Here is a 13,386-nt window from a genome sequence, read left to right as displayed (position 1 = left end):
GGAGAAACGCCCTCTTCCATTGATCTGAATCAATCTTTGCGGTCGGCCATCAGCGCCAGCCGCGCGAAAGCACCCACTGGCAAAGCGCCATCACGAGGACCAGGGCGGTGTAGGTGGCCATCTTTGCATCCCGCCCGAACCACCACAAACCGGCCAGCAACACCAGCGCACCAACAACAAAATTGATAGCAACCTGCAACCACCAGGCAAGGGATTGCTGCGATTTTCCATAAATCAAAAGCGCGCACAACATCAGGGCCGGCGACAGGAAAAGTGCAGGCGCCAGGAAGTTCAGCCAATGATTCGTACTCGCAATCCATCCCATGTGCGGGCTCCGATTCCAGGGTGTTGTGATCAGGGATGCCTGAAACTGCGCGAAATTTTATAATCCCGGGTTATGGCAGTCTGGGCACTCGGCATCAACCACCACACGGCTCCGCTTGATATGCGGGGACGTTTCGCGTTCGCGCTCGACCAGATCGTGCCCACGCTGCAGGGCCTGCGCGAATCGCTGACCGGCCCCGGCCGCCAGCACAGCGCGGTGGAGACCGCCATCCTCTCCACCTGCAACCGTACCGAGATCTACTGCGCGGCCGAAATGCCGGCCATGGACCACACCCTGCACTGGCTGGCCAACAGCGGCGGCATCTCGTCCGAATTGCTGCGCTCGCACTCCTATCTGCTGGAAGACGGCCATGTGGCGCGCCATGCCTTCCGCGTGGCCAGCGGGCTCGATTCCATGGTGCTGGGCGAGGCCCAGATCCTGGGCCAGATGAAGAATGCCGTGCGCGCCGCAGAGAACGCAGGCGCCCTGGGTAGCACGCTGAACCAGCTGTTCCAGCGCAGCTTCGCGGTGGCCAAGGAAGTGCGCAGCTCCACCGAGATCGGCGCGCACAGCATCAGCATGGCCGCTGCCGCCGTGCGGCTGGCCGGCCAGCTGTTCGAAGACCTGTCCCAGATCCGCGTGCTGTTCGTGGGCGCGGGCGAGATGATCGAGCTGGTCTCCACCCATTTCGCGGCCCGCCACCCCAAGCAGATCATGATCGCCAACCGCACGCTGGAGCGCGGCGAGAAGTTGGCTGCCCAGTTCGGCGCCGGCACCATGCGGCTGGCCGACCTGCCCGACCATCTGCATGAATACGATGCCGTGATCAGCTGCACGGCGTCCAGCCTGCCCATCATCGGCCTGGGCGCCGTGGAAAGCGCGCTCAAGAAGCGCAAGCACCGCCCCATGTTCATGGTCGATCTGGCCGTGCCGCGCGATATCGAATCCGAGGTCAAGGACCTGCGCGACGTCTACCTCTACACCGTGGACGATCTGGCCACCGTGGTGCGCACGGGCCAGGCCCAGCGCCAGGCAGCGGTCGAGCAGGCCGAAGTCATCATCGACCACGGCGTGCAAAGCTTCATGCACTGGCTGGACCAGCGCCGCCCGCAGGCCGGCGTGGTGCCGCTCATCCGCCAGCTCAACACCCAGACCGATGAATGGCGTACGCTGGAGATTGCGCGCGCCAAGAAGCTGCTGGCCAAGGGCGAAGACATCGACACCGTGCTGGAGGCCCTGTCGCGCGGCCTCACGCAGAAAATGCTGCACGGCACCCTGGCCGAGCTGCACAAGGGCGATGCCGACCAGCGCAGCCAGACCATGGACACGGTCTCGCGCCTGTTCCTGCGCTCGGCCCAAAGCGGCCCGCGCGGCACGGCCCCCGACAAGGCGCTCTAGCGGCGCTCGCCGCCCCTGCGCAGGGCCGCGCGCCAGCGGGCCTCTGGCGCCCCGGCCGCACTTGCGGCCCCTCCCCGCCCCTCCAGGCCCCCACGTTTCCCGCCGCAGTGCTGCCCAAGCAGCCCTTCGCACCACCGCCTCACACCATGCAAGACTTTCTGCGCCAACAACTGGAGCGCTACGCCCAGCGCCTTGAAGAACTCAACTTCCTGCTTTCGCGCGAAGACATCATGGGCGACATGAAGCAGTACCGCGCCATCTCGCGCGAGCACGCGGACGTCACCGCCATTGCAGGCCGCTATGCGCGCCACCGCCAGCGCGAGGCCGATCTGGCCGCCGCGCGGGACATGCTCTCCGACCCCGACATGGCCGACATGGCGCAGGAGGAAATCGCCAGTGCCGAGGCCGAGCTGGTCCAGCTGGAAGACGAGCTGCAGCGCCTGCTCCTGCCCAAGGACCCCGATGACGCGCGCAACGCCTACGTCGAAATCCGCGCGGGCACGGGCGGCGACGAATCAGCCCTGTTCGCAGGCGACCTGGCCCGCATGTACACGCGCCACTGCGACGCCGTGGGCTGGAAGGTCGAGATCATGAGCGCCAACGAGAGCGAGCTGGGCGGCTACAAGGAAGTAGTGCTGCGCGTGGAAGGCACGGATGTCTACGGTCGCCTGCGCTTCGAATCCGGCGGCCACCGCGTGCAGCGCGTGCCGGCCACCGAGACCCAGGGCCGCATCCACACCAGCGCCTGCACCGTGGCCGTCATGCCCGAGCCGGACGAAACCCAGGCCATCACGCTCAACCCGGCCGACCTGCGCATCGACACCTTCCGTGCCAGCGGCGCGGGCGGCCAGCACATCAACAAGACCGACTCGGCCGTGCGTGTGGTCCACCTGCCCACGGGCATCGTCGCCGAGTGCCAGGACGGCCGCAGCCAGCACAGCAACAAGGCCAAGGCCCTGCAGGTGTTGCAGGCGCGCCTGCAGGAGAAGGAACGCAGCGAGCGCGAGGCCAAGGAGGCCGCACTGCGCAAGGGCCTGATCGGCAGCGGCGACCGAAGCGACCGCATCCGCACCTACAACTTCCCCCAGGGCCGGCTCACCGACCACCGCATCAACCTCACCATCTACAAGCTGCTGGCCGTGATGGAAGGCGACCTGGGTGACGTGCTCGACGCGCTGCAGGCCGCACGCGAGGCCGAACTGCTGGCCGAGCTGCAGGTCAACAACTGAGGCCAGGGCATGGCCAATCCACCCATCGTCAAACAAGCGCTGCAGCAGGCCCAGGCCCTGGGGCTTGCGCGCATCGATGCGCAAATGCTGCTGCTGCATGTGCTCGGGCGCCAGTCTGGCGGCCGCGCCTGGCTGCTGACCCATGACGAGGACATGCTGACCGGCCCCCAGGCCGAGGCCTATGCCGCGCTGTGTGCACGCCGCCTTGGCGGGGAACCCGTTGCCTACCTGCTCGGCCACAAGGAGTTCTACGGGCTCGATCTGGCCGTGGACGCGCGTGTGCTCGACCCACGCCCCGATACCGAGACCCTGGTGGACTGGGCGCTGGAGCTCATGCCCATCCAGACCCAGGCAGGCCCCGCTTGCCGCGTGGTGGACCTGGGCACCGGCAGCGGCGCCATAGCCCTGGCCCTGCAAAGCCAGCGCCCCGGCGCCACGGTCTGGGCCGTGGATGCCAGCGCCGACGCACTGGCCGTTGCCAGCGCCAATGCCACGCGCCTGCAACTGGGCGTGCAGTTCGCGCATGGCAGCTGGCTCCAGCCGCTGGCAGGGCAGGCACCGTTCGACCTCATCGTCAGCAACCCGCCCTATATCCGCGACGACGATCCACACCTGCAGGCCTTGGCGCATGAGCCGCTGTCGGCACTGGCCAGCGGCGCCGATGGCCTGGCCGATATCCGCGCCATCATCGCCCAGGCGCCCGCAATGCTGGCCAGCGGCGGCTGGCTGCTGATGGAGCATGGCTGGGACCAGGCCGATGCCGCGGCCGCCCTGCTGTGCCAGGCCGGCTTTGGCCGCGTGCAGCATCGCCACGACCTGGGCGGCATTGCCCGCTGCACGGGCGGGCAATGGCAAGGGCAGGCCTGAGCTCCGGCCTGGGCGCAGCAATCCCGCATGCTTTCAAAGTCCGCGTCGAGAGTGAAATAATCCCATCCATGCCGCCGCGCCTGCGGCGCCCACCACGACCCCGGAGCACCACACAGATGAGCGACACCCAGCAACGCATCGACCAACTGGTCAAGAGCAACAACATCCTGCTGTTCATGAAGGGCAGCGCCAGCTTTCCCATGTGCGGTTTCTCTGGCCGCGCCATCCAGATCCTCAAGGCCTGCGGCGTGGAAACCAAGGACATCTCCACCGTCAACGTGCTGGAAGACCAGGAAATCCGCCAGGGCATCAAGGACTACAGCAACTGGCCCACGATCCCCCAGCTCTACGTGCAGGGCGAGTTCATCGGCGGCTCGGACATCATGATGGAGATGTACGAGTCGGGCGAGCTGCAGCAGCTGCTGGCACCCAAGGCCTGAGCCTTCGCACGCCACGCGCCTTCGGCGCAGCATCGGGCCACCTTCGGGTGGCTTTTTTTCGCTTGTGCCGCGCTGCCGGCGGACTCCCCGGGCATGCCTCAGGGCCAGGGGCATGCGATGTGTGGTCGAATGGTCACATCTTTCACATCCGGAAAAGCGCGCCTGCGCCCGCTTCTCCGCCTTGCCTATGAGTCTGTCCCAAAGTCTGCTGTTGATCGTCGCGCTGATACTGACCAGTGCCTTCTTCTCCGTGGCCGAGATCTCGCTGGCCGCCTCGCGGCGCCTGCGACTGCGGCAGATGATGGAGGACGGCGAACCCCGCGCCGAACTGGTCATGAAGATGCAGGCCCAGCCGGGCGAATATTTCACGGTCACGCAGATTGGGCTGAACGCCGTCGCCATCCTGGGCGGCGTGGTAGGCGAAGGGGCATTGACCCCCTATCTGGCCGAGCTGCTGATGCTCTGGCTGCCCGACAGCCGTGCGCAGACCGTGGGCTTCCTGCTCTCGTTCGCCAGCGTCACCTCCCTGTTCATCCTGTTCGCCGACCTGCTGCCCAAGCGCCTGAGCATGGCCGAGCCCGAGGCCCTGGCCATCCGCGTGCTGCGCCCCATGCTCTGGTGCATGGCCGTGCTCAAGCCCCTGGTCTGGTGCTTCAACCATCTGGCCGACGCCGTTGCCAAGCTCTTCGGCCTGCCCACGGTGCGCGATGACCGCATCACGCACGAAGACATCCTGGCCATGACCGAAGCCGGCGCACGCGCAGGCGTGCTGGCCGCGAAGGAGCAGCAGGTGATCGCCAATCTGTTCGAGCTGGACTCGCGCACCATAGGCTCGGCCATGACGCAGCGCGACCGCATCGCCTACTTCCACCGCGACGACCCCGATGAACTGATCCGGGTCCGCATTGCCGAGGAACCTTTTTCCACCTACCCCGTCTGCGACGGCGACATCGACCATATCGTCGGCTATGTCGATGCCAAGGATCTGTTCCAGCGCGCGCTGAACAACCAGTCCCTGTCGCTCATGGACGATTCGCTGGTCCACAAGGTGCTGGTCGTGCCGGACCGCCTGACGCTGGCCGAGGTGCTGGAGCAGTTCCGCCAGGTGCATGAGGACTTTGCCGTCATCGTCAACGAATACAGCCTGGTGGTCGGCGTGGTCACGCTCAACGACGTGATGAGCACGGTGATGGGCGGCCTGGTCAGCCCCGGCGACGAGGAGCAGATCCTGCGCCGCGACGAGAACTCCTGGCTGATCGATGGCGTCACGCCGGTCGAGGATGTGATGCAGGCCCTGGAGCTCGACGAGTTGCCGCATTCCGAGGACTACGAAACCCTGGGGGGCTTCCTCATGGTCATGCTTCGGCGCATTCCCAGGCGCACGGACACCGTGCAATGGGGAGGCTATCGCTTCGAGGTCATGGACGTGGACAGCTACCGCATCGACCAGGTGCTGGTCACACGCATGTCCGGCAGCAGCCCGGCCGCCCCGCCCAACGCAGGCGACACGGCCGCCGCCGTGGCCAAGGTGTCCAGCATGTCGCCGGACACCTCGTCCTGAAAACGCAGCAAGGCAGGCCTGCAGGACTGCCGCCAGGCGCCAGCCTGCGGCCCCTCAGGCCGAGCGCGAGGGCTCGATCTCCCAGCGGCGCTGCGCAGCGAACACCGCATTCGGGTATTGGGGCTGCCCCCGGCTGCCGTTGTAGCGGCCCAGCGCCATGTAGGCATCGCCGTTTTCGCGGTCCAGATAGTGGCGCAGGATGACGCAGCCAAAGCGCAGATTGGTCTGCATGTGGAACAGCTTGCCGATGTCGCCATCGCCGATCAGCCGCATCCAGAACGGCATGATCTGCATGTAGCCGCGCGCGCCCACGCTGGAGATGGCGAACTTGCGGAACGCGCTTTCCACCTGGACCAGGCCCATCACCAGCGAGATTTCCAGTCCGGCGCGCTTGGCCTCGTACCAGACGGTCTGCAGGAACTCCAGCCGTGTTGCAAGTTCGGGCTTGCGTGAACGCAGGCGCTCGCTGCTGGCCGTGAGCCAGCGCAGGTAGTCCATGCGGGCCTCGGTGGAGGCAAAGCGCAGCTCGGGCGGCGCCGATCCCGTGACGGCCGAACTCAGCGCAGTGCGCACCGAATCGGCCAGCGGCTCTTCCAGCTGCCCGCCGGCCCAGGCGGGCGCGGCCACCGCGCCCAGCAACGGCGCAGCACCCAGCGAAGCCGCCAGGCGCAGGCAGTCGCGGCGCGCCACCACGGGGGCCTGGCTCACAGTCCCAGCCTCTGCTTGAGATGGCCCAGCACATCGGCGGCGGCCATCTTGGTCGCTTCCGTGTCGCGGCGATGCTGGTACTCGACCTGGCCTTCCTTCAGGCCCCGGTCGGACAGCACCACGCGGTGCGGCACGCCAATCAGTTCCCAGTCGGCAAACATGGCGCCCGGGCGTTCGCCGCGGTCGTCCAGGATCACGTCCACGCCCAGTGCCAGCAGCTCGGCATGCAGCTTCTCGGCGGCTTCCTTCACGGGCTCGCTGCGGTCCATGCCGATGGGGCAGACCACCACGGTGAAGGGCGCAATCGCGTCGGGCCAGATGATGCCGCGCTCATCATGGTTCTGCTCGATGGCGGCAGCCGGCAGGCGTGTCACGCCAATGCCGTAGCAACCCATTTCGAACAGCGAGGGCTTGCCGTTCTCGGCCAGGAAGGTGGCGTTCATGGCCTGGGAGTACTTGGTGCCCAGGTAGAACACATGGCCCACTTCAATGCCGCGCTCAATGGCCAGCTCGCCTGCGCCATCCGGGGACTTGTCGCCGGCCACCACATTGCGCAGGTCGGCCACGGCATCAGGCTCGGGCAGGTCACGGCCAAAGTTCACGCCGGTGATGTGGAAGTCGGCCTCATTCGCGCCGCAGACCCAGTCGGCCATCACGGCGACCTCGCGGTCCACGACCAGCTTCACGGGCTTCTTCAGGCCGATGGGGCCCAGGTAGCCGGGCTGGCAACCGAAGTGCTCCTCGATCTCGGCCACGGTGGCAAAGCGGAAGCCCACGTCCAGGCCGGGCACCTTGGCCACCTTGATCTCGTTCATCTCATGGTCGCCGCGCAGCAGCAGCAGCCAGACCTGGCTTCCCGCCACATCGCCCTTGTCGTCGAGCTTGTCGGTGGCCAGCACCAGGGACTTCACCGTCTGCGACAGCGGCAGGCCCAGCTGGGCAGCCACGGACTCGCAGGTGCTGTTGCCCGGCGTCGCCACACGGGTCATGGCCTGGGCTGCAGCGGGACGGGGGCCGGCAGGCGCCAGGGCCTCGGCCTTCTCGATATTGGCGGCGTAGTCGCTGCTGGGGCAGTAGACGATGGCGTCTTCGCCCGTGGAGGCGATGACCTGGAATTCCTCGCTCAGATCACCGCCGATGGCGCCGCTGTCGGCACGCACGGCACGGTACTGCAGGCCGAAGCGATCGAAGATGCGCTTGTAGGCCGCGCGCATGGTCTGGTAGCTGATCTGGGCGGTATCGCGGTCCTTGTCGAAGGAATAGGCGTCCTTCATGATGAACTCGCGGCCACGCATCAGGCCAAAGCGCGGACGGCGCTCGTCGCGGAACTTGGTCTGGATCTGGTAGAAATTCTTGGGCAGCTGCTTGTAGCTCTTGAGCTCCTGGCGCGCAATGTCCGTCACCACCTCTTCGCTGGTGGGCTGGATCACGAAATCACGGCCATGGCGGTCCTTGATGCGCAGCAGCTCGGGGCCCATCTTCTCGAAGCGGCCTGTCTCTTCCCACATCTCGGCAGGCTGGACCACGGGCATGGTCACTTCGACGGCACCGGCACGGTTCATTTCCTCGCGCACGATGGCCTCGACCTTGCGGATCACGCGCAGTCCCATGGGCATGTAGTTATAGATGCCTGCGCCCAGCTTCTTGATCAGGCCGGCCCGCGTCATGAGCTTGTGGCTGACCACTTCGGCGTCGGCCGGAGCTTCCTTGAGGGTGGAGATGAAAAATTGGGAGGCTTTCATGGATCAGGGGCTTCGCGGGAATCGGGGCAGCGTGCTTGCCGCTGGCAAGGCACCGTGCATAATGGACACAATTCAGAAAATTGGGGTTCGATTATGCTTGACCGGGACGGATTTCGCCCGAACGTCGGCATCATCCTGCTCAACCAAAAGAACCAGGTGTTCTGGGGCAAGCGCATCCGCACCCACAGCTGGCAGTTTCCACAGGGCGGCATTGACCGGGGGGAGACACCCGAACAGGCCATGTTCCGGGAGCTGCATGAGGAAGTGGGGTTGATGCCCAACCACGTTCGCGTGGTCGCCCGCACCCGGGACTGGTTGCGCTACGAGGTGCCAGACCGGTACATCCGCCGCGATGCGCGCGGACACTACAAAGGCCAGAAGCAGATCTGGTATTTGCTGCAACTCATGGGTCACGACTGGGATTTGAACCTGCGTGCCACCGACCATCCCGAATTCGACGCCTGGCGCTGGAACGACTACTGGGTGCCACTGGATGTGGTGGTGGAGTTCAAACGCGGCGTCTACGAGATGGCCCTGACCGAGCTGGCACGCTTTCTGCCACGGGGCGAACAGCAGCGCAACCGCTATCTTCGCAGCGGAATGCGCCCCAGGGAAGCCCATGAAACAGGCCCCGATACCTATGGTGCTCCGGGCTTGCATCCGGCGCGCTCGGGCAGCTTTCGCATCAATCCCGGCATGGAGTTGCCGCCTGGCGCCTGTTTCGATCCTGATCCACAGTCAGGACAGCAGCAGATCTTGCACCCTGATCCAGGCAAGGCCTGAAGCCAAAGGCTCCATGCAAAAGCGCACCCGAAGGTGCGCCTTTTCCTTGCCCCGATTGCGCAGGCATCAGTGCCCGGCAATCACCATGTTGTCGCGGTGCACCATCTCAGGGCCTGCCGAATAGCCCAGCAAGCGTTCGATCTCCACCGAGCCTTTGCGGCACAGCAGGCGTGCCTCGGCACTTGCATAGTTGGCCAGACCGCGTGCCACCTCGATTCCCAGCGCATCGCGCACGGCGATCACATCGCCACGGGCGAATTCGCCATCCACATTCACCATGCCGATGGGCAGCAGGCTCTTGCCCTCGTCACGCAGCTTGGCCACGGCACCGGCATCCACGGACACGGAGCCGCGCAACTGCAGATGGTCGGCAATCCACTGCTTGCGCGCCTGGTTCTTGTGGGTCTGCGCCACGAGCAGCGTGCCGATGGACTCGCCTGCAGCCAGACGCACCAGCACATCCTGTTCACGGCCCCAGGCGATGACGGTTGAAGCACCCGACCCCGCCGCACGCTTGGCCGCGAGGATCTTGGTGATCATCCCGCCCTTGCCGATGGACGAGCCCGCGCCGCCCGCCATCTCCTCCAGCGCGGGATCGCCGGCATTTGCCACGTCGATGAAACGCGCATCGGGATTGCTGCGCGGATCGGCGCTGTAAAGGCCTCGCTGATCGGTCAGGATGACCAGGGCATCGGCTTCGATCAGGTTGGCCACCAAAGCACCCAGGGTGTCGTTGTCGCCGAACTTGATCTCGTCGTTGACCACGGTGTCGTTCTCGTTGATCACCGGCACGATGCCCAACTGCAGCAGCGTCAGCAAGGTGTTGCGCGCATTCAGATAGCGCTCGCGGTCCGCAAGATCGGCATGCGTGAGCAGCACCTGGGCACTGCCCATGCCCTGCTCGCGCAGCTTGGACTCGTACATCTGTATCAGCCCCATCTGGCCCACGGCTGCAGCGGCCTGCAGCTCATGGATCTCCTTGGGCCGCGCGGCCCAGCCCAGGCGCTTCATGCCTTCAGCCACCGCGCCGCTGGAGACCATGATCACCTCGCGCCGCTGGCCGCCATGGCTTTCATCGCCTCGAACCAGGGCCGCCAACTGGCGGCTCCACTCCTGGATGGCGGCTTCGTCAAGACCGCGACCTTCATTGGTCACCAGGCTCGAGCCGACCTTGACCACGATGCGATGGGCATCACGCAACAAGTTGGAAGACATGGATGGATAGTGATTCTTGCAGCGCAGGCCCAGGAAGGCCGCGCCGCTGTTGTGATCAAGGCGATGGGAGCGGCAGGCGGCTCTTACTCTGAATCGCGAGGGGCAAAGCGCGGATCTGTGAGATCCACGCCATCACCCTCGACTTCGACGAAGCGCGGATCGATTTCCTTGGGGCCCGACTCGATCTGCTGCTGCGCATGCACATGCTGGTAGATGGTGCGGATCAGCACTTCGCAGCCTTCGCGCGTCAGAGCCGAAATCTCGAAGACCGGCCCCTTCCACTTGAAGCGCTTGACGAAGTCCTTGACGCGTGCCGCGCGCTCCTCGGCCGGCACCATGTCCAGCTTGTTGAGCACCAGCCAGCGCGGCTTGTCGTACAGCTCGGCATCGTATTTCTGCAGCTCGCCCACGATGGCCTTGGCCTGAGCCACGGGGTCCACGCTGTCATCGAACGGCGCCAGATCCACCACATGCAGCAGCAGCCGGGTGCGCTGCAGATGGCGCAGGAACTGGTGACCCAGGCCCGCACCTTCCGAGGCACCTTCGATCAGGCCGGGGATGTCGGCCACCACAAAGCTCTGCTCGGCAGCGACGCGCACCACCCCCAGATTGGGATGCAGCGTGGTGAACGGGTAGTCGGCAATCTTGGGGCGCGCATTGGAGACCGCGGCAATGAAGGTGGACTTGCCCGCGTTGGGCATGCCCAGCAGGCCCACGTCGGCCAGCACCTTGAGCTCCAGCTTGAGATTCTTGCGCTCGCCAGGCCAGCCCGGCGTCTTTTGCCGAGGCGCACGGTTGATGGCGCTCTTGAAGCGCAGGTTGCCGTAGCCGCCATCGCCGCCCTTGGCAATGGTGACCACCTCGCCAGCTGTCAGCAGCTCGTAGAGCACCTCGCCGGTTTCGGCATCGCTGATGATGGTGCCGACCGGCATGCGCAGCGTGATGTCGTTGCCCGCCGCGCCGAACATGTCCGAGCCCTTGCCGTGCTCGCCGCGCGTGGCATCGTGGCGGCGCGAGAAGCGGTAGTCCACCAGCGTGTTGAGGTTGACATCGGCCACCGCGTAGACATGGCCGCCACGGCCACCGTCTCCACCATCGGGACCGCCAAATTCCTTGTATTTTTCGTGCCGGAATGACACGCAGCCATTGCCGCCGTCACCGGCGGAAATGTCGATATAAGCTTCGTCGACGAACTTCATGAGGCATCCAGTTTACAAAAAGCAGTGTGCACCAGACAGCCCCAGGCCACACCTCAGAGACGGAAAAGAGGGCGAAGGCACGATGCACAACCCTCCTGAAACGACAAAGCCCCGACAGGTCGGGGCTTCGAGCGTCGAAGTGACAGGGCTTAGGCAGCCGTCACATTGACCGTGTGCTTGGACAGTGCACCCTTGACAGCAAACGACACGTGGCCGTCCACCAGAGCGTACAGGGTGTGGTCCTTGCCCACGCCGACGTTGTCGCCGGGATGGAACTTGGTGCCACGTTGGCGCACGATGATCGAGCCGGCAGTGATCAGTTCACCACCGAAAGCCTTCACGCCGAGCATTTTGGGCTTGGAATCGCGCCCGTTTCGCGTAGAGCCGCCGCCTTTTTTCTGTGCCATGACTCAGCTCCTGAATTAAGCAGCGATCGCCACGATCTGCAGCTCTGTGAACTGCTGGCGATGGCCTTGGCGCTTCTGATAATGCTTACGACGGCGCATCTTGAAGATGTGCACTTTGTCGTGCTTGCCGTGAGCAACCACGGTTGCCTTGACAGACGCACCGGACACCAGAGGTGTGCCGACCTTGATTTCAGCGCCGTTGCCGACTGCCAGAACCTGATCGATCACAACTTCTTGGCCTACGTCCGCAGCAATCTGTTCTACCTTGATCTTTTCGCCGGCCGCAACGCGATACTGCTTGCCGCCGGTTTTTATGACTGCGTACATTTAAACCTCTTGAATTTGAGAGTTCCGCGAACGAATTTCCACGGAAGCCGGGGATTCTAGCACGCACTCACATTCTTTGCATGAAGCGTTCCCACCCCGCGCCCAAACAACCGCCACGGCGGGCCGCAGGCGGGATCGCCCTTCCTATAATTGCCGATCCACTTGGCGGCCACAGTACCTTGACCACAGCTCTCTCCACCCCCAATCCGCTTGCCCTGATCACTGACGACATGCGCGAGGTGGATCATGTGATCGCCCAGCGCCTGACGACCACCGTCCCGCTGATTGCCCAGATCTCCCAGTACATCATCGCTGCCGGTGGCAAGCGCCTTCGCCCGGCCCTGCTGCTCATGGTCTGCAATGCGCTGGGCTACGAAGGCAGGGACAGGCATGTCCTGGCGGCCGTGGTCGAGCTGATTCATACCGCCACCCTGCTGCACGACGACGTGGTGGACGAGTCCACCCTGCGCCGCGGCCGCCCGACGGCCAACGAGACCTTCGGCAATCCGGCAAGCGTGCTGGTCGGCGACTTCCTGCACTCGCGTTCCTTCCAGATGATGGTGGAAGTGGGCAGCATGCGTGTGCTCAAGATCCTGTCGGACGCCACCAACGTGATCGCCGAGGGCGAGGTTCAGCAGCTGATCAACACGCACGATGCCTCGCTGGATGAAGCCGGATACCTGCACGTCATCCGCTCCAAGACCGCCCAATTGTTCGAGGCCAGCGCCCAGTTGGGCGCCGTGCTGGCAGACGCCCCCCGCGAGATCGAACAGGCCTGCGCCATCTATGGCCAGGCCCTGGGCACCGCCTTCCAGATCATTGACGACGTGCTCGACTACACAGGCGACACCCAGGAAATGGGCAAGAACCTGGGCGACGACCTGCGCGAAGGCAAGTGCACCCTGCCGCTGATTGCCGCCATGCAGCGCGGCACCCCGGAGCAGGCAGCCATCGTGCGCAACGCCATCGAGCAGGGCTCAACCGAGCAGTTGTCTGCCGTGGTGGATATCGTGCGCAGCACAGGCGCGCTGGACGTGGCACGCGAAGCCGCCCATGCCGAAGCACGCCGCGCCATTGACGCAATAAATGTGCTCCCGAGCAATTTGCATACGGCAAGTTTGCTACAATTGGCGTCTCAGCTTTTGGAGCGACGCACCTGAATTCAGGCTGCATTGCTTTGTCTAC

The 13,386-nt window shown here is 64.9% G+C and carries 14 protein-coding genes; 7 read left to right on the top strand and 7 right to left on the bottom strand.

The window, feature by feature from the left end; translation table 11 throughout:
• Window positions 1–49: 49 nt before the first annotated feature.
• A complete protein-coding gene (locus ACFPFG_RS24620) occupies window positions 50–325 on the bottom strand; it encodes a hypothetical protein (RefSeq protein WP_374617989.1) in 276 nt (91 codons plus the stop codon).
• A gap of 72 nt (window positions 326–397) precedes the next feature.
• On the opposite strand from ACFPFG_RS24620, the gene hemA reads away from it, so the two are divergent.
• From hemA to paeA, 5 genes are all read left to right on the top strand, one after another.
• Entirely contained in the window at window positions 398–1,723 is a 1,326-nt protein-coding gene (gene hemA / locus ACFPFG_RS24615; protein ID WP_183020034.1) for a glutamyl-tRNA reductase, read from the top strand.
• A 146-nt stretch (window positions 1,724–1,869) separates the two neighbouring features.
• Window positions 1,870–2,952 (top strand): peptide chain release factor 1, encoded by a 1,083-nt coding sequence (gene prfA, locus ACFPFG_RS24610; protein ID WP_183019371.1) that lies wholly within the window; start codon window positions 1,870–1,872, stop codon window positions 2,950–2,952.
• Between the two features lie 9 nt (window positions 2,953–2,961).
• Entirely contained in the window at window positions 2,962–3,819 is an 858-nt protein-coding gene (gene prmC, locus ACFPFG_RS24605) for a peptide chain release factor N(5)-glutamine methyltransferase (protein ID WP_183019372.1), read from the top strand.
• A gap of 116 nt (window positions 3,820–3,935) precedes the next feature.
• Entirely contained in the window at window positions 3,936–4,259 is a 324-nt protein-coding gene (gene grxD, locus ACFPFG_RS24600) for a Grx4 family monothiol glutaredoxin (RefSeq protein WP_012207276.1), read from the top strand.
• A gap of 187 nt (window positions 4,260–4,446) precedes the next feature.
• The gene (gene paeA, locus ACFPFG_RS24595; protein ID WP_034396907.1) at window positions 4,447–5,820 is read left to right on the top strand and encodes a polyamine export protein PaeA; all 1,374 of its coding nucleotides are present in this window, start codon (window positions 4,447–4,449) and stop codon (window positions 5,818–5,820) included.
• 54 nt (window positions 5,821–5,874) lie between these two features.
• Here the strand turns inward: paeA and ACFPFG_RS24590 are convergent, their stop codons facing one another.
• Entirely contained in the window at window positions 5,875–6,528 is a 654-nt protein-coding gene (locus tag ACFPFG_RS24590) for a lytic transglycosylase domain-containing protein (RefSeq protein WP_312372610.1), read from the bottom strand.
• Entirely contained in the window at window positions 6,525–8,270 is a 1,746-nt protein-coding gene (locus tag ACFPFG_RS24585) for a proline--tRNA ligase (RefSeq protein ID WP_197955221.1), read from the bottom strand. The genes ACFPFG_RS24590 and ACFPFG_RS24585 overlap by 4 nt, the downstream gene beginning before the upstream one ends.
• A gap of 93 nt (window positions 8,271–8,363) precedes the next feature.
• Between ACFPFG_RS24585 and ACFPFG_RS24580 the strand changes: the two genes are divergently transcribed.
• The gene (locus ACFPFG_RS24580) at window positions 8,364–9,053 is read left to right on the top strand and encodes an RNA pyrophosphohydrolase (protein ID WP_183019375.1); all 690 of its coding nucleotides are present in this window, start codon (window positions 8,364–8,366) and stop codon (window positions 9,051–9,053) included.
• A 66-nt stretch (window positions 9,054–9,119) separates the two neighbouring features.
• Here the strand turns inward: ACFPFG_RS24580 and proB are convergent, their stop codons facing one another.
• The 4 genes from proB to rplU form a co-directional block, all read right to left on the bottom strand.
• On the bottom strand, window positions 9,120–10,268 hold the full coding sequence (proB, locus tag ACFPFG_RS24575) for a glutamate 5-kinase (protein WP_183019376.1): 1,149 nt from the start codon (window positions 10,266–10,268) through the stop codon (window positions 9,120–9,122).
• Between the two features lie 83 nt (window positions 10,269–10,351).
• Window positions 10,352–11,467 carry an Obg family GTPase CgtA gene (gene cgtA / locus ACFPFG_RS24570; protein WP_183019377.1) on the bottom strand — a complete coding sequence of 372 codons (1,116 nt, stop codon included), beginning with the start codon at window positions 11,465–11,467 and terminating at the stop codon, window positions 10,352–10,354.
• Window positions 11,468–11,616: 149 nt separating this feature from the next.
• Window positions 11,617–11,874: a 50S ribosomal protein L27 gene (gene rpmA / locus ACFPFG_RS24565; protein WP_012207283.1), complete on the bottom strand. Its 258-nt coding sequence runs from the start codon at window positions 11,872–11,874 to the stop codon at window positions 11,617–11,619.
• A gap of 15 nt (window positions 11,875–11,889) precedes the next feature.
• The gene (rplU, locus tag ACFPFG_RS24560; protein WP_012207284.1) at window positions 11,890–12,201 is read right to left on the bottom strand and encodes a 50S ribosomal protein L21; all 312 of its coding nucleotides are present in this window, start codon (window positions 12,199–12,201) and stop codon (window positions 11,890–11,892) included.
• A 230-nt stretch (window positions 12,202–12,431) separates the two neighbouring features.
• Here rplU and ACFPFG_RS24555 point away from each other — a divergent pair, with 230 nt between their 5' ends.
• Entirely contained in the window at window positions 12,432–13,361 is a 930-nt protein-coding gene (locus ACFPFG_RS24555; protein WP_034396917.1) for a polyprenyl synthetase family protein, read from the top strand.
• Window positions 13,362–13,386 lie beyond the last annotated feature (25 nt).

Origin of the sequence: Delftia deserti (assembly GCF_042653485.1) — a bacterium.
GTDB lineage: Bacteria > Pseudomonadota > Gammaproteobacteria > Burkholderiales > Burkholderiaceae_C > Comamonas > Comamonas acidovorans.
This window is presented reverse-complemented; position numbering and strand designations above follow the sequence as displayed.